This window comes from Pseudomonas sp. LBUM1669 (assembly GCF_059695705.1).
In genome coordinates this window covers 6,121,543-6,138,673 of the sequence record NZ_CP166784.1, presented here as the reverse complement: position 1 = coordinate 6,138,673, position 17,131 = coordinate 6,121,543, and the positions used below count along the sequence as shown (strand labels likewise).

The window sequence follows — 17,131 nt, the reverse complement described above, 5'->3', positions numbered from 1 at the left end:
ACATCAAATCCTCTCGACGCTGTCGGGAATTCCCTACACTTCTGGTGAAGTGTCCGTGCCGGCCTGCCTTGAAAGGCTGGCGCGCTTTCCTCTACCGTAACCGCCTGTCTCTACTGTTACGGATAAGCCATGTTTTTGGCCTGCTCACGCTCCTTGTTTTTCATGGCTTTTATTGCAGGTGCCCTGGCCTTGGGCGTTTCCTATTACCTGGAATATGCAATCGGCCTCAAGCCTTGCGGGTTATGCCTTTTGCAGCGAGTCTGCCTGGCGTTGTTTACCGGTGTCTGCCTGACTGCTTCGGTGCATGGCCCCGGCCGCTTCGGGACTTTTCTTTATTGGCTGCTCGGTTTGTCATGCAGTTTCGCCGGTATGGTCACGGCGTGGCGGCAAGTCTTGTTGCAAAGCGATCCGACGCATCAGCTATCGACCTGCTCCACCAATCCGCAGGCCCTATACGAGAACCTGCCCTGGCTGTGCAAAGTGACGCGGATGTTCAAAGGGGACGAAGATTGCGCAGAAATCTCCTGGACGTTGTTCGACCTGAGCATCCCGGAATGGAGTCTGCTGCTCTTCGTGGCGATGACGATTCTGGGTGTTTATCAGCTGCTGCGCGTTGTCTGGCTTGCCTGCGAGCGACCGCTCAGCGGCGTGTCGTCGCACCGGGGGCTGGCGGGTGATTAAACACTTGTATGAACTTTATCTCCTGCGTACCTTGAAGCCATTGTCGCGCGGGCATAATCTGGCCCGCACGTGTCATTGGAATTATGTTGCTCGATGACGCTCTGCCTGGTCGATTCTTGATTTTCAAGTCTGCGACAGGTGTAGGGCAGCATGACCCATAAGGGAAGAGAGATCACCATGCTCGAAAGTTGTCAGAATGCTCAGGAACGCTGGGGTGGAGTGCATCTGCTGATCGATCGCTGGTTGCAGGAGCGTCACGAACTGGTTCGGGCCTACGATGCTCTCGGCGCCAAGCCAGAGGCTTTGGGCGAAAACCGAAAACCGTTGCAGGAATTCTGCGGAGTGCTGGTCGATTACGTGTCTGCCGGGCACTTCGAAATCTACGAACAGCTGACCGGCGAAGCCAAGGCGTTTGGCGATACTCGCGGGCTGGAGCTGGCCGAGACGATTTACCCGCGCATTGACGTCATCACCGAGAAGCTGCTGGCGTTCAATGACCTGTGTGATGCAGGCAAGTGCGTCGCGGAGAAATTCAAGGAGCTGGGCGGGCTGTTGCACGAACGCTTCGAACTGGAAGATTGCCTGATCGAAGTGCTGCACACGGCTCACAAGGAAGAGGACCCGGTTCAGGCCTGAACCTCTCCTGCAAGACTAAAAAACGGTGCGCTATGCGCGCCGTTTTTCGTTCCCGGCTTTCAGCTTGTGGCGCCGCGCAATTCGACTTCGAACACCAGCGGTGTGAACGGCGCGATCAGGTCGCCGGCACCGTCCGCGCCATAGGCTTGGGAAGATGGAATCACCAGGCGCCATTTCGCACCCACCGGCATGTTTTGCAGTGCGCTGCGCCAGCCGCTGATCACACTATCCAGACTGAACCACTGCGGCTTGCTGTTCTGATCGAACACCGTGCCGTCAGGAAGGCGTCCGATATATAAAACTTCGACCTTGCCGTTAGGGCCGGCCTTGGCGCCAGAGCCCGGTGCCAACTCCGTCAGCAATACTCCATCCGCCAGTTCGCGAACACCCGGTTTGGCTTTTTCCTCGGTGAGGAACCGCTGCTCTTTTTCCAGCGCGATTTCACTTTGCGCGACGGCAGGTTGCTCGGCGACCTGGGCTTCGTGCTCGGCCAGAATCTGTTCGATCTGCTCGTCTTTCAATGCCAGTGGCTTGCCTTGATAGGCTTGTTGCAGGCCGTCGAGCAATGCCTGGAGTTGTAGATCCGGCACCTCTTGGCGCAAGCGCTCACCCAGGCTCGCACCCAGGCTGTAAGCAAGATCGTGAGCCTCATTTGGGGTGGTTTTTTCGGCGGCCTGGGCCACCGAAAAACACACACACAACGATAAAAAAAAGTAGCGCGACATGGGCACACTCCGATCTGAGATGCGGTGGATTATGCCAGTGTGAGTGCGCTCAAAGGTGAACTGGTTTTGCACCCGCGCAGAAGAATTTCAATCTGTTGCAACGCAGCGCTTTCGATACTGTCAACATGCCCTAGCGGCGGTGTCATCAGAGGTCTAGTATGAGCCGCACCCACGTCAGCCAGGAGGTAAACCATGTCGGCCACCAAGAAGCCTGTAAATACCCCGTTGCACTTACTCCAACAACTCTCGGGCAGCCTGCTCGATCATTTGGAAAACGCTTGTTCCCAAGCCTTGGCTGATGCTGAAAAACTGCTCGCCAAACTGGAAAAACAGCGCGGAAAAGCGCAGGAAAAATTGCACAAATCCCGTACCAAATTGCAGGACGCTGCGGCTGCCGGTAAAGCCAAGGCACAAACCAAAGCGAAGGGTGTAGTGAAAGAGCTTGAGGACTTGCTCGATGCCCTCAAGGATCGTCAATCCGAAACCCGCAGCTACATTCTGCAACTCAAGCGCGATGCTCAAGAAAGCCTGAAACTGGCCCAGGGTATCGGTCGTGTACAAGAGGCTGTCGGCAAGGCGTTGTCCCTGCGTTCGGCCAAGCCTGCTGCGGCACCTGCCAGGAAAGCTGCTGCCAAACCGGCGGCTGCAAAAGCACCGGCCAAGCCTGCTGCCAAGGCGCCGGTGAAAGCCGCCGCCAAGCCAGCAGCAAAACCAGCAGCGAAAAAAACCGTCGCGGCCAGCGCTGCGAAACCGGCTGCTAAAACGACGGCTGCCAAGACTGCCGCCGCCAAGCCAGCCGTGGCGAAAACCGCCGCAGCAAAACCAGCTGCAAAACCAGCTGTAAAAACGGCCGCTAAACCTGCAGCTAAACCAGCTGCCAAAACCGCTGCAGCGAAACCTGCTGCCAAGCCGGCTGCGAAATCTGTCGCGGCTAAAACTGGTGCAAAACCAGCGGTAAAAGCTGCTGCAAAACCAGCTGCAAAACCGGCAGCAAAACCTGCTGCGGCTAAACCTGCCGCTGCTGCCAAACCGGCCACCGCCAGCGCTGCAAAACCTGCCGCAGCCAAATCTGCTGCCAAGCCAGTCGCGGCCAAGCCTGCTGCCAAACCAGTGGTGAAAAAACCTGTTGCCGCCAAGCCAGTTGCCAAGCCAGCCAACCCGGCTCCGGCGGCAACGTCTGCTTTAGCAGCAGCCACCTCGACAGCCACGCCAGCGCCAACGCCGGCCGCCGCATCGATCGCAGCAACCACCCCAACCAGCGCTTCCTAAGTGCCGGTTACCGCGACGCGCAGCTGATGCAGCGCGTCGCGGTCCAGGTGGGCGGCGCCTGCCGCCACACCTTCCAGCCAGGCTGTTAGATCGGTCGCCTCACACTGCGGCCAACTCTGCGCCGATCGCTCCAGTCGCAACAACAGATGTCGCTCGGCTTCCAGTTCCAGTGTCTTCACTTGTTCGCGCAACGTATTCAGCTCGGCGTCCTCAATCGCGACGGTTTTCCATTGCATGCGCAATGCTCGCAGCGGTCGCACGACATCGGCGTCCCAAGGCTCGGCCATGTCGCGAAGCAGCTGCAATCGTTGCTCATTGCAGGTGACGCCTCGGTCTCCCAGCCATAACCCACAGAGCAGAAGGCACACATTCACGCCTGCCGACTGCAATTGCAGGCACGCGTCTTCAACACCGGGACGGGCGTAGGTGGTAAGGGAAAAGCTCCACAGGTCAGAGGACATAGTGCTACTCGCGCCAGTTGCGAGCGAAGCTGGTAGACTCCGCCGCCATTATGATTCGACTTCAGAACCTGACTTTACAGCGTGGCCCTCAACGTCTGCTAGAAGACGCTGAGCTGACCCTGCACGCCGGCCACAAAGCCGGCCTCATCGGTGCCAACGGCGCCGGCAAATCGAGCCTGTTCGCCTTGATCCGGGGTGAACTGCACCCGGACTCGGGTGACTGCTTCCTGCCGGCCGACTGGCGCATCGCCCACATGCGTCAGGAAATCGAGACCCTCGAACGCCTGGCGGTCGACTACGTGCTCGATGGTGACCTGCGCCTGCGTGAGGTGCAACGCGACCTCGCCGCGGCCGAAGCATCGCATGACGGCGCGGCTCAGGCCCGTCTGCACGCGGAACTCGACAGTGCCGACGGTTACACCGCCGACGCCCGGGCCCGCAAGCTGCTGGCCGGTCTTGGTTTTACTAACGAGCAGATGGATCGTCCGGTAGGAGATTTCTCTGGTGGCTGGAGGATGCGTCTGAACCTGGCGCAGGCTTTGATGTGCCCCTCGGACCTGTTGCTGCTCGACGAACCGACCAACCACTTGGACCTCGACGCCATCATCTGGCTCGAAGAATGGCTGAAAAGCTATCCGGGCACCTTGCTGCTGATTTCCCACGACCGGGATTTCCTCGATGCCGTGGTCGATCACGTGGCCCACGTCGATCAGCGCAAGATCACCCTGTACCGCGGTGGTTACAGCGCCTTCGAACGTGCCCGCGCCGAACGCCTGGCCCAGCAACAGCAGGCCTACGAGAAGCAGCAGGCGCAACGTGCGCACATGGAAAGCTACATCGCCCGCTTCAAGGCCCAGGCCACCAAGGCCCGTCAGGCCCAGAGCCGGATCAAGGCACTGGAGCGGATGGAAGAACTGTCCGCCGCGCATGTCGATTCGCCGTTCGACTTCGTCTTCCGCGAATCGCAGAAAATCTCCAGCCCGTTGATCGATCTGTCCGACGCTCGCCTGGGTTATGGCGACAAAGCCGTGCTGGAGAAGGTCAAGTTGCAACTGACCCCCGGTGCGCGGATCGGTTTGCTCGGCCCGAACGGCGCCGGTAAGTCGACCCTGATCAAGAACCTCGCCGGTGAACTCTCGCCGTTGGCTGGTCGCCTGACCCGTGGCGAGAACACCGTCGTGGGCTACTTCGCCCAGCATCAGCTGGACTCTCTGGATTCCAAGGCCAGCCCGTTGCTGCACTTGCAGCGCCTGGCACCGACCGAACGCGAGCAGACCCTGCGCGACTTCCTCGGCGGTTTCGACTTCCGTGGCGCGCGTATCGACGAGCCGGTGCTGAATTTCTCCGGTGGCGAAAAGGCCCGTCTGGCCCTCGCATTGATCGCCTGGGATCGGCCGAACCTTCTACTGCTCGACGAACCGACCAACCACCTGGACCTGGAAATGCGCCTGGCGTTGACCATGGCCCTGCAGGAGTTCAGTGGCGCCGTGCTGGTGGTCTCCCACGATCGCCATCTGCTCAAAAGCACCACCGACAATTTCTATCTGGTGGCTGACGGCAAGGTCGAGGAGTTTGACGGCGACCTGGAAGACTACGCCCGCTGGCTGGTCGACTACCGTCAGCGCAATGCCCCGGTCAGCAACACCCCGGTCAACCCGGACAAGACCGATAAGAAGGCCCAGCGCCAGGCCGCTGCTGCGTTGCGTCAGCAACTGGCACCGCATAAGCGTGAGGCTGACAAGCTCGAAGCCGAGTTGGGCAAGCTGCACGAGAAACTGGCGAAGATCGATACCAGCCTCGGCGACAGCGACATTTACGAACCGGCGCGCAAGAACGATTTGCGCGATCTTCTGGCTGAACAGGCCAAGTTGAAGGTGCGTGAAGCCGAACTGGAAGAAGCCTGGATGGAAGCTCTGGAACTGCTCGAAAGCATGCAGGCGGAGCTGGAGGCGCTGTCCTGATGGAAGCGTTCAAGCTGCCGCTGCCGGCGGGGTGGGGCGAGCCGATCTGGTTCGCTGCGCAAATCCTGCTGATCCTGTTGGCGGGTTACTTTGCCCAGCGCTTCGTCGCTAAATGCCTGACTCGCCTGGGCGAGCGCTACCCGTTTCCACCGCAGCTGCTGATGCCACTGCGCGGCGGTTTGCGCTGGCTGATCATGGGCAGTGCGTTGATTTTCGTGCTGGAACGCCTCGGGGTTTCGGCCACCGTGCTCTGGACCGCGTTGTCCGGGTTTGTTGCAGTCGCGGCGGTGGCGTTCTTCGCCATGTGGAGCGTGCTCTCCAACCTGCTCTGCGCGATCCTGATCTTCACCGTCGGCCCGTTCCGCATCGGTGACGTCGTCGAACTGGTGGACACCACCGACAAGCCCGGCGTCAAAGGTCGGGTGGTGGCGATCAATCTGCTTTACACCACGCTGATTGAAGCGGAAGAACTCGGTACCGGCAGTGCCATGGTGCAAGTGCCCAACAGCCTGTTCTTCCAGCGTTCGGTTCGGCGCTGGCGTGGTACGGATGTGTTTCCGTTGAGCGGGATTGAAAAGTAAGCCTTCTGTTGGCTGACAGTCCGCCTTCGCGAGCAAGCCCGCTCCCACAGTTGACCGCGTTCTTGTTTAGAGACTCGGTCAACTGTGGGAGCGGGCTTGCTCGCGAAGGGGCCCTGAAGCCATAAAACGCTGGTCGGCAGTCGCTCTGTCCGACAAAAAAATCGGTAGTCATCCGCCCAAAGCCGCATTAGCTTAGACGTCTGTCACGAGTCTGAGTCGAGGTGTGCAATGGAGCTTCAAACATGGCTGGCGTTTTTTGCCGCCTGCTGGGTGATCAGCCTGTCTCCCGGTGCCGGCGCCATTGCGTCGATGTCCAGCGGTCTGCAATACGGTTTCTGGCGCGGTTACTGGAACGCCCTTGGCCTGCAAGTTGGCCTGGCGGTACAGATCGCGATTGTCGGTGCCGGTGTGGGCGCGATTCTCACGGCATCAGCCACCGCTTTCTATGCGATCAAATGGTTCGGTGTGGCGTACCTGGTTTACCTTGCGGTCAAGCAATGGCGCGCGCTGCCCAGCGACATGAGCGATGACGCGGCCGTGCGTCAGATCGGCAAACCTCTGGCTTTGGTGTTCCGTGGGTTCCTGGTCAACATCAGCAACCCCAAGGCCCTGGTGTTCATGCTGGCGGTGTTGCCGCAGTTCATTGATCCCCACGCGCCGCTGTTGGCTCAGTACCTGATCATCGGCGTGACCATGGTCTGCGTCGACCTGATCGTCATGGCCGGGTACACCGGGTTGGCGTCGAAGGTACTGCGTCTGTTGCGCACGCCCAAGCAGCAAAAACGCATGAACCGCACGTTTGCCGGGCTGTTTATTGGTGCGGCGGCGTTTATGGCGACGCTGCGCAAAGCCGCGGTGTAAAACCTCTCAGGGGAGGCGCGATCCATTGTGGCGAGGGGGCTTGCCCCCGTTGGGTCGCGAAGCGGCCCCCATCCCAGCAATATCGATGCATCAGGTAAACCGCGGTTGCCGGTTTTACGACTGCTTCGCAGCCGAACGGGGCGGTGCGGCGTTCCGACAAGCCCCCTCGCCACATTGGAATGTCAGCCTGGATATCAGCGCAGGATGACCGGCGCGGTATCCGGCGGCAGGTCGTTGTGCGGCTGCGGTTGTCCTGACGGCACATAACTGCCATCCCCGAGCTGTTCGCTCAACTGGCGAGCCACGTCCTCGCCCAACGACCTCGACACGTCCCGCACCACCCGGGGCCGGTTCAGCGAAACGTGGATATCCCGATCATTCACCAATTTGGTGTCCTGAGCTTCGCCCATCGCCGTGAACGCTGAGGTGATCTCATACGTCTTGGTGTTGATCAGGCTGAAGTCCGCCACCAGGGTCAACGCCAGCACTGCCGAGTAGCTGTCAGTGTTGGCCAGTTCATTCATGTCCTGGGTGAAGTCGATGTCTGACAGTGTGCCGAACAGCACGTAGTCGGCGCCTTTGAAGTCGCCGGCCTTGATGCGCTTGATCACGTCGTACACATCACTTCTGGCGCTGGCGGTGTAGGGCGAGCCCTGAATCAGCTGGAACATCCCGGTCTTGAGCATCTGGCCTTTGATGTCGCCACTGAAGCGGCGGATTTCGGTCTGTTCCAGGTAGCTGTTCTGCGTCGTGTACTCGTCGTAACTGGACGAGCCACTGGCGCCGTAATAGTCCTGCTGATGATTGTCCCGGGCCGAGATCACGTGAACGTATTGATCCACGCTGGCCTCATAGGCAAGGTCGGTAACGGCGATTTTCGGGGCCGCCTGTACGCCAACGGCGCAGGTCAGGGCCAAGATGCCAATCCATGCACGCATTGCTTAGCGCTCCGTGGTCTTGCGGATTTCTTTCTCGTCCATCCACTCGGCCAGCCCGCTTTCGACATCAATCAATTGCAGGCTGAATTTGTAGAAGACGTCCTTGTAATCGTTGCTGCGCTTGACGATGGAACTGATCGAGCCTTCCAGGCGATAACGGGCAGCGATCATGTTGCCGGTTTTGGCCACCGTGCTCTTCTTGTACAGACCGCTCTGGTTTTGCAATTTCAGATGGTCGACCTGACTCTGCATGTCCGTGTTGTCGCTCGCAAAGCGCGCGGTGCCGGAACGCATCAACTGGGTCTTTATCGACGTGGTGATTTCCCGGGTGTCGATGTACTCGCTGGTCTTGTTCATCACGTCGTACACCTGAACCACCGGGCGGCCCTTCAAAACACCGGACTGGGCGAGGGAGCGGGTCATGCTTTCCGCGATCATTTGCAGGTCGGTCGAGCCGAATTCGTTGGTGATCAGTTCCACGGCTTTCGGGTCGCCATAACTGATGTTGCCACTGCCCAGCACCGGTGAGCGATTGTCGGCGCAGCCTCCGATCAGCAACGCAGCCAGGGCAAGGAACGAAACGCGTACAGACATGGGCAAGGTCTCAAGGGGGCGAGTCACGGCGTATTGATCTCCAGGCGCAAATCCACGGCTTGGGGCACAGGGGCGATGGCCGGCAGAAAACTCGTTTGCTCGGCATACAGGGTCAGGCTTTTCCAGGTGTCGGCGTCGGCCACTGGGAAGCCTTCCGGTCCCAACCAAAGATATCGGTAATAGAGCGTTCGGTTACGGGTGTCGGTGTTGCTCAGCTGCGTATTGACCGTCAGGAAACCGTTTTCCCGGGCCATGCGCATCGGGCCGATGGCGACGTTCTCGATCGGCCCGGTGGCCAAGACTTTGCTGGCGGCACTGCCCGGTTCCGGCGGTGGGGGCGGGGTGGCGCAACCGGCCAGCAGGGCCAGCGCGACAACGGCGAAGCATTTCAATCCCATGAAAATCTCCGTTCAGGGTTGAGCAGGGCTGATGGCAGCCTGCGGTGCGGGAACAGTGTCGAGCCGCAAGGCGACGTCGGCGGCGAATCGGCGGCTACCCACCGCGCGCAGACTGAAGGCCTGGTGCATTTGATCCACCTTGAACCTGACCGGTGTTGCGTCCGGCGCGTTGGGCAGCGTCAGTTGGTGCTGGCCTTTCTTGAGTCGCAGGCGGGCAACCAGCGTTTTGTCCGGCAACGTGCGCCAGCCACGGGTGTCGGCATCCTCGCGTTGAAGTTGCTGCTGGATCGTTTCCTCAAGTTTCTCGGGCCTGTGTTTCTTCAGATAGGCCAGGTATTCGACATTGGACCGGGCGCGGTGGAGCGTGCGTTGAATAATGCCCGGCATGTCGTCACGCAAGGTGCGCCGCGACATGTCGCCGAAGCTGTTGAGCAGCGTCAGTTTGTGTTTTTTGCCATCCACCGTGACGAAGTCCACAGGCGGAGTGGACGTGTCGGGGATGAGGATCGGGAACGACATGTTAGTGATGTAGGTTTCACCGTCGACGTCCACCGAAATCGGCACGCGGACGGAGCTGCGTGCTGGTGCGAGGCCGGTTTGCACGATCAGCAGAACGTCGACCTCGCCGGCCTTCAACGGGGATTTGGCCAGATTGCGCAAGGCTTGCTCGAGCAGCGGCGTATTGGGCCGCAGTTCGATGGCCTGGCGATAACCCGGCGCGGCGAGGTCTTTCTCGTTCAGCGATTCATAAATGAATCCGGCGAGGTAATGGCTGAACGCACTCTGATAGCTGTTCTTCAGCGCGATCACTTCGGGGGCGTCGAGGGTCGCGACCGGGTACCCCTGAAGGTCCTGGAATTTCAACGCGACCCCTTGTTCCTTCGCCTGGTTTTCCATTTCCAGGTACTGCTTGTCACGCTTGTCGGCAATGGTTGCTTCACGCTCGTGGGTTTTCTTGATCATGACGCGAGCGATGCTCACGTCGGCACTGGAGAGGCTCGCCAGGGCCATTTGCGTGGTCAGGGCGACCTTCTCGAAATCGTAGCCATCGTACAGGCGCACTTTGTCATTGGCGCCGTAACTGTTGAATTCGGTGAATGCTTTGAAGGCGTCGAATCTTGGCGAGTTTTCCCAGCCCTCGATCAGCTTGTCGGCGTAATCCCAGTTTGCGTGATTACCGGTCACATGGGCGCCGAGTCGCAGTAATTCGCCTTTTTCGAGGTTGTAGAGCAGGTCACCCGGAGCGAAAGGATTGTTGCGGTCGAGCACGGCAACCGCGTCATCGAGTTGCCCGGCCTTGAAATAATCGAGTGTCTCGTTCAGCTCCGCGTTGTAGTCACGCATCGTGGGACAGCCGCTCAGTAGCAGGCATGCACTGAGTACAAACATGAAGCGCAGGCGGGTGGCCATTTGCTGTGTGTCTTCCTTGAAGATAAGCCGCCATGAGGCGGCAAATTATAGACTTGGATGATGGCACTTTGTTCCTGCACTCCAGCGGCCGACGCAGACAAAGCTTGAGTGAATGGCACTGGAAGTGAACAATGTGTTACTTCGTATTTCCAATTGAGATTGATTCATGACTGCCCTGTCCCGTTTCCTGGCCTGGCTGGTGTTGCCGCTGTTTGCCTTGTGCAGTTTCAATCTGCTGGCGGACACCGTGGAAGGCGCGCCGCAAGCCCTGCATTTGCTCGATTACATCGGCGCGGATTACCCGCAGACGGTGCAAGGGGGCAAAGTCATCGACGACTCCGAATACCGCGAGCAGCTGGAGTTCATCAAGGTCTTGCAAGGCTTGATCGCCGCGATGCCGGCCAAGCCGGAAAAAGCCGGGCTGGAGCAGGGCGTCAGCACGCTGCGCAGCGCCATCGCTGCCCGTCAGGACGGCGCGGACGTGGCCCGTCAGGCTCGGCAGCTCGGTGCGAAACTGGCCGTGACCTATGAAGTCAGCCAGGCACCGATCATTACTCCGGATCCAACGCGTGGAGCACCGCTTTACGCCCAGCATTGCTCGGTTTGCCACGGCGATACGGGGGCCGGTGACGGTCCGGCGGGTGTCGGCCTGACGCCACCACCGGCCAATCTGCGTGACACGGCGCGCCTGGACCACCTGAGTCTGTACGCGATCTACACCACCGTGGGCCTGGGCGTCGAAGGCACGGACATGCCGGCCTTCGCCGATCAGCTGGACGATCGTCAACGTTGGGACCTGGCGACCTACATCGCCGGTTTCAGCGCCGATCCGGCCGCCGCTACATCCGAAAAGACCTACAACATCGCCGACCTCGCTCGTCAGACCCCGGCCGAAGTGCAGGCCGCCGATGGCCCGCAAGCCGCCACGACGTTCCGTGCGCAGCGGGCACAACCGCCGCAGGTCAAGCGTGGCCCGGCGCAGTTGCTCGATTACACCGCTGCGACTCTGGACAAGAGCCTCTTGGCCTACCGTGCCGGTGATCACGATCAAGCCTATGACTTGTCGGTAGCGGCCTATCTGGAGGGCTTCGAACTGGTCGAGAGCTCGTTGGACAACGTCGACGCCAACGTGCGCAAGGACACCGAAAAATCCCTGATGGCTTACCGTCAATCGTTGCAGGACGGTTTGCCGGTGGCCCAGGCCCAACAGCGTCTGGACGCAGCCAAGGCCAAGTTGAAGGAGTCCGCCGGGTTGCTGGGCAGCGATGGCTTGAGCTGGTCCCTGAGCTACGTCTCCGGTTTACTGATTTTGTTACGCGAAGGCCTGGAAGCGATTCTGGTGCTGGCGGCGATTCTGGCGTTCCTGCGCAATACCGGCCAGCAGTCGGCGGTGCGTAGCGTCAACGTTGGTTGGGGCCTGGCGTTGCTGGCCGGTCTGGCAACCTGGGCGTTGGCGGCCTATGTGATCGATGTCAGCGGTTCGCAACGCGAGTTGCTGGAAGGTGCGACGGCGTTGTTTGCCGCCGTCATGGTGCTCTGGCTCGGCGTGTGGATGCACGACCGTCGCCATGCAGCGGCGTGGCAGGACTACATCAAGAGCAGCCTGGTGGGCGGCGGTGGACGCTTCGGCTTTGCGACGCTGGCGTTTTTCTCGGTGTATCGCGAGCTGTTCGAGGTGATTTTGTTCTACGAAACCCTGTGGCTGCAGGCGGGTCCCGCCGGGCATAACGCGGTGCTGGCCGGTGGTGCGACGGCGCTGGTGTTGCTGGTCGGGCTGGCGTGGGTGATCCTGCGCGGCTCGCAGAAACTGCCGCTGTCGTTGTTCTTCAGCATCAACGCCGGTTTGCTGTGCGCACTGTCGGTGGTGTTTGCCGGGCATGGCGTGAAGGCGCTGCAGGAAGCTGGGATCTTCGGCACGCGGCCGGTGCCGTTCTTTGACTTTGACTGGCTGGGGATCCACGCTGATGCGTATTCGCTGAGTGCTCAGGCGGTGGCGATCATTGCGATTATCGTGCTGTATGGCCGTAGCTGGATGGCGGAGAAGCGTAGGGCGCAGGTTTCTTAAGAGCATTCGCTGCGCTCATATTCGCGGGCAAGCCTCGCTCCTACAGGTTGTCCGCGGCTCCAAATAACGCGTGAATCCTGTAGGAGCGAGGCTTTCCCGCGAAGCTTTTAGAAGAGGGAAAAGTCTATGCGTGTCTGGATCGATGCCGACGCCTGTCCACGGGCGGCGAAGGATCTGGTGGTGAAGTTCGCCCTCAAGCGCCAGTTCGAAGTGGTGCTGGTGGCGGGGCAGCCACAGATCAAACCGGGCCTGGCCCTGGTGAAGCTGATCGTGGTGCCCAGCGGCCCGGATGCCGCCGATGACTATCTGGTGGAACATGCGGTGCCGGGTGAACTGGTGATTTGCAGCGATGTGCCGCTGGCCGATCGGCTGGTGAAGAAGGGCGTTGCCGCGCTGGACCCACGGGGCAAGGAGTTCGATGCGCAAAACATGGGCGATCGGTTGGCGGTGCGTAACCTGTTTACCGATCTGCGTGAGCAGGGCCAGATGAGCGGCGGGCCGGCGCCGTTTGGTGAGCGCGAAAAGCAGGCGTTCGCCAATGCGCTGGATCGGATACTCACGCGGCTGACCCGCAAAACCTGAGCCTTACAAAGAACCCTGCGGGAGCGAGCCTGCTCGCGATGGGTCCCTCATATTCACCATTGATGTCGACAGATAGACCGCCATCGCGAGCAGGCTCGCTCCCATATTAGTCTGTGTTACACATCATTCTCGTGGGTCAGTTCGAGCACGCGGTCGACCAGTTTGTTGATCCCCGATGCAGCCTCACTGATGCTCTGCGCCAGCATATAAGCCGGGGTGCAGACCAGTTTGCGGGCCTTGTCTTCGACGATGTCGCTCACTGCGCAATCCTGGTGAGTGGCGCCCATCTTGTTCATGGCGGCGGCGGTATCGGCGTCGTTGCCGATGGTGCAGGTCACGCCCGGGCCATAGATTTTCGCCGCCAGCGCTGGCGAAATGCAGATCAACCCCACCGGTTTGCCTGCTTCGGCAAACGCTTCGGTCAGCGCCAGGACGTCCGGTTGAACGGTGCAGCCGGCGCCTTCGATAGCGAAGTTCGACAGGTTCTTGGCTGCGCCGAAACCGCCGGGCACGATCAGCGCGTCGAAGTCTTCTACGCTGGCCTCGCGAATGTCCTTGATGTTACCCCGGGCAATCCGCGCCGATTCCACCAGCACATTGCGCGACTCGGGCATTTCGTCGCCGGTCAGGTGATTGATCACATGCAATTGCGAGATATTGGGGGCAAAGCACTGCACCTGAGCACCGCGCTGGTCCAAGCGCAGCAAGGTAATCACACTTTCGTGGATCTCGGCGCCGTCGTACACGCCACAGCCGGAAAGGATCACTGCAATTTTTTTGCTCATGGGTTTTTCTCCAGATTCATGGCGTTAAATGTCCACTAATTTGTCACTCGTTGCCATAGGGTTAATTCGCGGCTACACCTAGCATCTGTCCTCAAGATCCGATCAGGGCGCGTCAATGGACTTCATTCTGTATGCGGTGCCGTTTTTCTTTGTGCTGATTGCCGTCGAGCTGCTGGCGGACCGTTGGCGCGGGTTGAGCAATTATCGGCTGGCGGACGCGATCAACAGCATCAGCACCGGGGTGTTTTCGACCACTACGGGCCTGTTGACCAAAGGCGTCGGCCTGGTGACCTATGCGTTTGCCCTCAAGCATCTGGCGCTGTTCGAGCTGTCGGCCGACAGCGTCTGGGTCTGGGTGTTTGCCTTCGTCCTCTATGACTTCTGCTACTACTGGCTGCACCGTATGGGCCATGAGCGCAACATCCTCTGGGCCGCGCACTCGGTGCATCACCAGAGCGAGGACTACAACCTCTCCACGGCCCTGCGCCAGACCAGTACCGGCTTCCTGCTGAGCTGGATTTTCTACCTGCCGATGGCGGTGCTCGGTGTGCCGCTGCTGGTGTTCATCAGCGTCGCCGCGCTGAACTTGCTCTATCAGTTCTGGGTGCATACCAAACACATTCCCAAGCTCGGCTGGTTTGAGTGGTTCTTCGTCACGCCGTCCAATCATCGGGCTCACCATGCACAGAACGCTCTCTACATGGATCGCAACTACGGCGGAGTGTTCATTATTTGGGACCGTCTATTCGGCTCGTTCCAGGAAGAGGACGACAACGAGCCGGTGATTTTCGGCGTGACCACGCCGTTGGCGAGCTGGAATCCGTTGTGGGCGAACGTGCAGTTTTACGCGCAGCTTTGGGATGACGCGCGGCGGGCTGAAAGCACATTGGACAAGCTGCGCATCTGGTTCATGCGCACCGGTTGGCGGCCGGCGGATGTGGCGGCCAAGTACCCGATGAACAAACCGGACCTGAGCCAGTTCCGCAAATTCGAGGTGCCGCTGGACGGGCGTCAGCAGGTGTATGTGGCGTTGCAGTTCTGCGTCTACATCGCTCTGGGCAGCTACTTGATGAACCTTGAGCCACGTTTGCCGTCCGCCGCGCTGGTGTTGGGCTGGGGTGCGGTGGCATTGGGTCTGTTTACGTTGGGCATGGCCCTGGAGAATCGCCCGCAGGCGTTGAAGCTGGAGCTGTTGCGGCTGGCATCGAATGTGCCGCTGGTGTGGCTGGCGCCGGTGGTCGGGCTGTGGCCGGCCAGCGCGGTGGGCTGGATCGGCCTGCTCAGCTACAGCCTGCTCAGCGGCATCGGTCTCTACTGTTGCAGGGACCGCTTTACTCGATTGGCGTCTTAGTCTCGGCGGCCTTGGCCAGTTCGGCTTGCTCGTCGGCGTAGATCTTCTTCGCCAGACGGGCATTCTTGAAGCGCCGACGCAGCCACAAGCCCAGGCCCAGTACCAGCAGGGCGCCGAGCACCCACAGCTCGTACTTCTTGACGCTGCCCAGCATGCCCTCAAGCACCGCGCCGAAGTGATACGCCGCTGCGGCCAGTGCGGTCGCCCAGATCGCGGCACCAATCCCGTTGAGCAGCAGATAACGCCCCGGTGGATAACCCGACAGGCCGATCGCCACCGGCATGACCGTGCGCAATCCATAGACGAAGCGGAAGCTCAGCACCCAGATGTCCGGGTGTTTGCGGATATGTTCCAGCGCCCGGTCACCCATCAGTTGCCAGCGAGGTTTGCGCGCCAGCAATTTGCGCCCGTGTTTGCGCCCGAGGAAATACCACAGCTGATCGCCGGCATAACTGCCACAGAACGCCACGATCGTGACGACTGTGATGTCCATGTATCCGCGGAACGCGAGGAAGCCTGCGAGCACCAGAATGGTTTCGCCTTCGAAGAACGTGCCGAGAAAGAGGGCGAAGTAGCCGAATTCCTGAAGAAATTGTTGGAGCATTGTCTGGATGCTGGCGAAATGAACGCGCAGCCTACGCCTTCGTGCACATTCATGAAAGTGTCCAAATGTGTCTCGACGTGAACAATTCCTACAAGGACAATGGAATGCGGCTACGTGACGCAGGGATGCACATAACTGTAATACCACGGTCATAATGGCCGCTTATAACTGTCACGCTCGCACGCCAGCGGGCTCAGGAGTCTGCCGTGAGCTTCACCCCCGCCAACCGTTTGTTTCCTGCAACCCGCCTGCGTCGCAATCGCCGTGATGATTTTTCGCGTCGACTGGTCCGTGAAAACGTTCTGACCGTCGACGATCTGATCCTGCCGGTGTTCGTGCTGGACGGTGAAAACCGTCGCGAAGCGGTGGCGTCGATGCCGGGCGTCGAGCGCCTGACCATCGATCTGTTGCTCGAAGAAGCGGCCAAGTGGGTCGAACTGGGGATTCCGGCGCTGGCGTTGTTCCCGGTCACGCCGCCGGAGCTCAAGTCCCTGGACGCCGCCGAAGCCTGGAACCCGAACGGCATCGCCCAGCGCGCCACCCGCGCCTTGCGTGCGCAGTTCCCGGAACTGGGTGTGATCACCGACGTTGCGCTCGACCCGTTTACCACTCACGGGCAGGACGGCATCCTCGATGAAGAAGGCTATGTGCAGAACGACATTACCGTCGACGCACTGGTCAAGCAGGCCCTTTCCCACGCAGAGGCCGGTGCTCAGGTGGTGGCCCCGTCGGACATGATGGACGGTCGCATCCAGGCCATCCGCGAAGCGCTGGAGCTTGCCGATCACGTCAATGTGCGGGTCATGGCTTACTCTGCCAAGTACGCGAGCGCCTATTACGGCCCGTTCCGCGACGCGGTGGGTTCGGCGCTGAACCTGGGCAAGGCCAACAAGGCTTCCTATCAGATGGACCCGGCCAACAGCAACGAAGCCCTGCACGAAGTGGCGGCGGACTTGTCAGAAGGCGCGGACATGGTCATGGTCAAGCCAGGCATGCCGTATCTGGACATCCTTTACCGGGTCAAAGAAGAATTTAAAGTGCCGACCTTTGTTTATCAGGTCAGCGGTGAATACGCCATGCACATGGCGGCCATCCAGAATGGCTGGTTGAGCGAAGGGGTTATCCTCGAATCCCTGACCGCTTTTAAACGTGCAGGGGCTGATGGCATCCTGACTTACTTTGCCGTGCGCGCCGCTCAATTGTTACGAGAGCAGAAATAGCCCTCCCAG

General features: G+C 60.1%; 18 protein-coding genes. 10 read left to right on the top strand and 8 right to left on the bottom strand.

From position 1 onward, the window contains the following. The first annotated feature begins 129 nt into the window (after positions 1–129). Positions 130–681: a disulfide bond formation protein B gene (locus ACA051_RS28595; RefSeq protein ID WP_497372806.1), complete on the top strand. Its 552-nt coding sequence runs from the start codon at positions 130–132 to the stop codon at positions 679–681. 177 nt (positions 682–858) lie between these two features. Further along, a complete protein-coding gene (rsd, locus tag ACA051_RS28590; RefSeq protein WP_403100019.1) occupies positions 859–1,317 on the top strand; it encodes a sigma D regulator in 459 nt (152 codons plus the stop codon). A gap of 59 nt (positions 1,318–1,376) precedes the next feature. Here the strand turns inward: rsd and ACA051_RS28585 are convergent, their stop codons facing one another. Then, on the bottom strand, positions 1,377–2,042 hold the full coding sequence (locus ACA051_RS28585; RefSeq protein WP_497306324.1) for an FKBP-type peptidyl-prolyl cis-trans isomerase: 666 nt from the start codon (positions 2,040–2,042) through the stop codon (positions 1,377–1,379). A 192-nt stretch (positions 2,043–2,234) separates the two neighbouring features. Here ACA051_RS28585 and ACA051_RS28580 point away from each other — a divergent pair, with 192 nt between their 5' ends. Further along, the gene (locus tag ACA051_RS28580) at positions 2,235–3,311 is read left to right on the top strand and encodes an AlgP family protein (RefSeq protein WP_497372804.1); all 1,077 of its coding nucleotides are present in this window, start codon (positions 2,235–2,237) and stop codon (positions 3,309–3,311) included. On the opposite strand, the gene ACA051_RS28575 is transcribed toward ACA051_RS28580, so the two are convergent. Next, the gene (locus tag ACA051_RS28575) at positions 3,308–3,772 is read right to left on the bottom strand and encodes a TIGR02444 family protein (protein WP_497372802.1); all 465 of its coding nucleotides are present in this window, start codon (positions 3,770–3,772) and stop codon (positions 3,308–3,310) included. The genes ACA051_RS28580 and ACA051_RS28575 overlap by 4 nt on opposite strands. A 50-nt stretch (positions 3,773–3,822) precedes the next feature. Here ACA051_RS28575 and ACA051_RS28570 point away from each other — a divergent pair, with 50 nt between their 5' ends. The 3 genes from ACA051_RS28570 to rhtB all read left to right on the top strand — a co-directional run bounded on the left by ACA051_RS28570 (position 3,823) and on the right by rhtB (position 7,175). Continuing rightward, positions 3,823–5,733: an ATP-binding cassette domain-containing protein gene (locus ACA051_RS28570; protein WP_497306317.1), complete on the top strand. Its 1,911-nt coding sequence runs from the start codon at positions 3,823–3,825 to the stop codon at positions 5,731–5,733. Beyond that, a complete protein-coding gene (locus tag ACA051_RS28565) occupies positions 5,733–6,314 on the top strand; it encodes a mechanosensitive ion channel family protein (RefSeq protein ID WP_172791907.1) in 582 nt (193 codons plus the stop codon). Before ACA051_RS28570 ends, ACA051_RS28565 begins: the two co-directional genes overlap by 1 nt. A gap of 228 nt (positions 6,315–6,542) precedes the next feature. Beyond that, positions 6,543–7,175: a homoserine/homoserine lactone efflux protein gene (gene rhtB / locus ACA051_RS28560; RefSeq protein ID WP_497306315.1), complete on the top strand. Its 633-nt coding sequence runs from the start codon at positions 6,543–6,545 to the stop codon at positions 7,173–7,175. A gap of 194 nt (positions 7,176–7,369) precedes the next feature. Here the strand turns inward: rhtB and ACA051_RS28555 are convergent, their stop codons facing one another. The 4 genes from ACA051_RS28555 to ACA051_RS28540 are packed head-to-tail and all read right to left on the bottom strand — an operon-like array spanning position 7,370 to position 10,515. After that, positions 7,370–8,113, bottom strand: a complete 744-nt coding sequence (locus tag ACA051_RS28555; RefSeq protein WP_497372800.1) for a penicillin-binding protein activator LpoB — start codon at positions 8,111–8,113, stop codon at positions 7,370–7,372. Positions 8,114–8,116: 3 nt separating this feature from the next. Next, positions 8,117–8,707, bottom strand: a complete 591-nt coding sequence (gene lpoB / locus ACA051_RS28550) for a penicillin-binding protein activator LpoB (protein WP_497306312.1) — start codon at positions 8,705–8,707, stop codon at positions 8,117–8,119. Positions 8,708–8,730: 23 nt separating this feature from the next. Beyond that, entirely contained in the window at positions 8,731–9,105 is a 375-nt protein-coding gene (locus ACA051_RS28545) for a YcfL family putative periplasmic lipoprotein (protein ID WP_497372798.1), read from the bottom strand. A 12-nt stretch (positions 9,106–9,117) separates the two neighbouring features. Then, positions 9,118–10,515 (bottom strand): COG3014 family protein, encoded by a 1,398-nt coding sequence (locus tag ACA051_RS28540; RefSeq protein ID WP_497372796.1) that lies wholly within the window; start codon positions 10,513–10,515, stop codon positions 9,118–9,120. Between the two features lie 166 nt (positions 10,516–10,681). Between ACA051_RS28540 and ACA051_RS28535 the strand changes: the two genes are divergently transcribed. Both ACA051_RS28535 and ACA051_RS28530 read left to right on the top strand, forming a co-directional pair. Further along, positions 10,682–12,580 (top strand): FTR1 family protein, encoded by a 1,899-nt coding sequence (locus ACA051_RS28535; RefSeq protein ID WP_497372794.1) that lies wholly within the window; start codon positions 10,682–10,684, stop codon positions 12,578–12,580. A 126-nt stretch (positions 12,581–12,706) separates the two neighbouring features. Further along, positions 12,707–13,162, top strand: a complete 456-nt coding sequence (locus tag ACA051_RS28530) for a YaiI/YqxD family protein (RefSeq protein ID WP_222588950.1) — start codon at positions 12,707–12,709, stop codon at positions 13,160–13,162. Positions 13,163–13,278: 116 nt separating this feature from the next. Here ACA051_RS28530 and elbB read toward each other — a convergent pair whose 3' ends face one another. Further along, a complete protein-coding gene (elbB, locus tag ACA051_RS28525) occupies positions 13,279–13,947 on the bottom strand; it encodes an isoprenoid biosynthesis glyoxalase ElbB (protein ID WP_497372793.1) in 669 nt (222 codons plus the stop codon). 115 nt (positions 13,948–14,062) lie between these two features. On the opposite strand from elbB, the gene ACA051_RS28520 reads away from it, so the two are divergent. Further along, complete coding sequence (locus ACA051_RS28520) at positions 14,063–15,298, top strand: sterol desaturase family protein (RefSeq protein WP_497372792.1); 1,236 nt, start codon at positions 14,063–14,065, stop codon at positions 15,296–15,298. Here ACA051_RS28520 and ACA051_RS28515 read toward each other — a convergent pair. Then, positions 15,279–15,902 (bottom strand): DedA family protein, encoded by a 624-nt coding sequence (locus ACA051_RS28515; RefSeq protein WP_497372791.1) that lies wholly within the window; start codon positions 15,900–15,902, stop codon positions 15,279–15,281. The two genes, ACA051_RS28520 and ACA051_RS28515, sit on opposite strands and share 20 nt — an antisense overlap. A 206-nt stretch (positions 15,903–16,108) precedes the next feature. On the opposite strand from ACA051_RS28515, the gene hemB reads away from it, so the two are divergent. After that, a complete protein-coding gene (gene hemB / locus ACA051_RS28510) occupies positions 16,109–17,122 on the top strand; it encodes a porphobilinogen synthase (RefSeq protein ID WP_497372789.1) in 1,014 nt (337 codons plus the stop codon). Positions 17,123–17,131 lie beyond the last annotated feature (9 nt).

Bases quoted from the DNA above. Each gene is read 5' to 3' on its own strand.
- ACA051_RS28575 (WP_497372802.1), bottom strand. From the start codon at position 3,772: ATGTCCTCTGACCTGTGGAGCTTTTCCCTTACCACCTACGCCCGTCCC.
- ACA051_RS28535 (WP_497372794.1), top strand. From the start codon at position 10,682: ATGACTGCCCTGTCCCGTTTCCTGGCCTGGCTGGTGTTGCCGCTGTTT.
- ACA051_RS28595 (WP_497372806.1), top strand. From the start codon at position 130: ATGTTTTTGGCCTGCTCACGCTCCTTGTTTTTCATGGCTTTTATTGCA.
- ACA051_RS28540 (WP_497372796.1), bottom strand. From the start codon at position 10,515: ATGGCCACCCGCCTGCGCTTCATGTTTGTACTCAGTGCATGCCTGCTA.
- rsd (WP_403100019.1), top strand. From the start codon at position 859: ATGCTCGAAAGTTGTCAGAATGCTCAGGAACGCTGGGGTGGAGTGCAT.
- ACA051_RS28585 (WP_497306324.1), bottom strand. From the start codon at position 2,042: ATGTCGCGCTACTTTTTTTTATCGTTGTGTGTGTGTTTTTCGGTGGCC.
- lpoB (WP_497306312.1), bottom strand. From the start codon at position 8,707: ATGTCTGTACGCGTTTCGTTCCTTGCCCTGGCTGCGTTGCTGATCGGA.
- ACA051_RS28520 (WP_497372792.1), top strand. From the start codon at position 14,063: ATGGACTTCATTCTGTATGCGGTGCCGTTTTTCTTTGTGCTGATTGCC.
- ACA051_RS28555 (WP_497372800.1), bottom strand. From the start codon at position 8,113: ATGCGTGCATGGATTGGCATCTTGGCCCTGACCTGCGCCGTTGGCGTA.
- ACA051_RS28530 (WP_222588950.1), top strand. From the start codon at position 12,707: ATGCGTGTCTGGATCGATGCCGACGCCTGTCCACGGGCGGCGAAGGAT.
- rhtB (WP_497306315.1), top strand. From the start codon at position 6,543: ATGGAGCTTCAAACATGGCTGGCGTTTTTTGCCGCCTGCTGGGTGATC.
- elbB (WP_497372793.1), bottom strand. From the start codon at position 13,947: ATGAGCAAAAAAATTGCAGTGATCCTTTCCGGCTGTGGCGTGTACGAC.
- ACA051_RS28545 (WP_497372798.1), bottom strand. From the start codon at position 9,105: ATGGGATTGAAATGCTTCGCCGTTGTCGCGCTGGCCCTGCTGGCCGGT.
- ACA051_RS28580 (WP_497372804.1), top strand. From the start codon at position 2,235: ATGTCGGCCACCAAGAAGCCTGTAAATACCCCGTTGCACTTACTCCAA.
- ACA051_RS28570 (WP_497306317.1), top strand. From the start codon at position 3,823: ATGATTCGACTTCAGAACCTGACTTTACAGCGTGGCCCTCAACGTCTG.
- ACA051_RS28565 (WP_172791907.1), top strand. From the start codon at position 5,733: ATGGAAGCGTTCAAGCTGCCGCTGCCGGCGGGGTGGGGCGAGCCGATC.
- ACA051_RS28515 (WP_497372791.1), bottom strand. From the start codon at position 15,902: ATGCTCCAACAATTTCTTCAGGAATTCGGCTACTTCGCCCTCTTTCTC.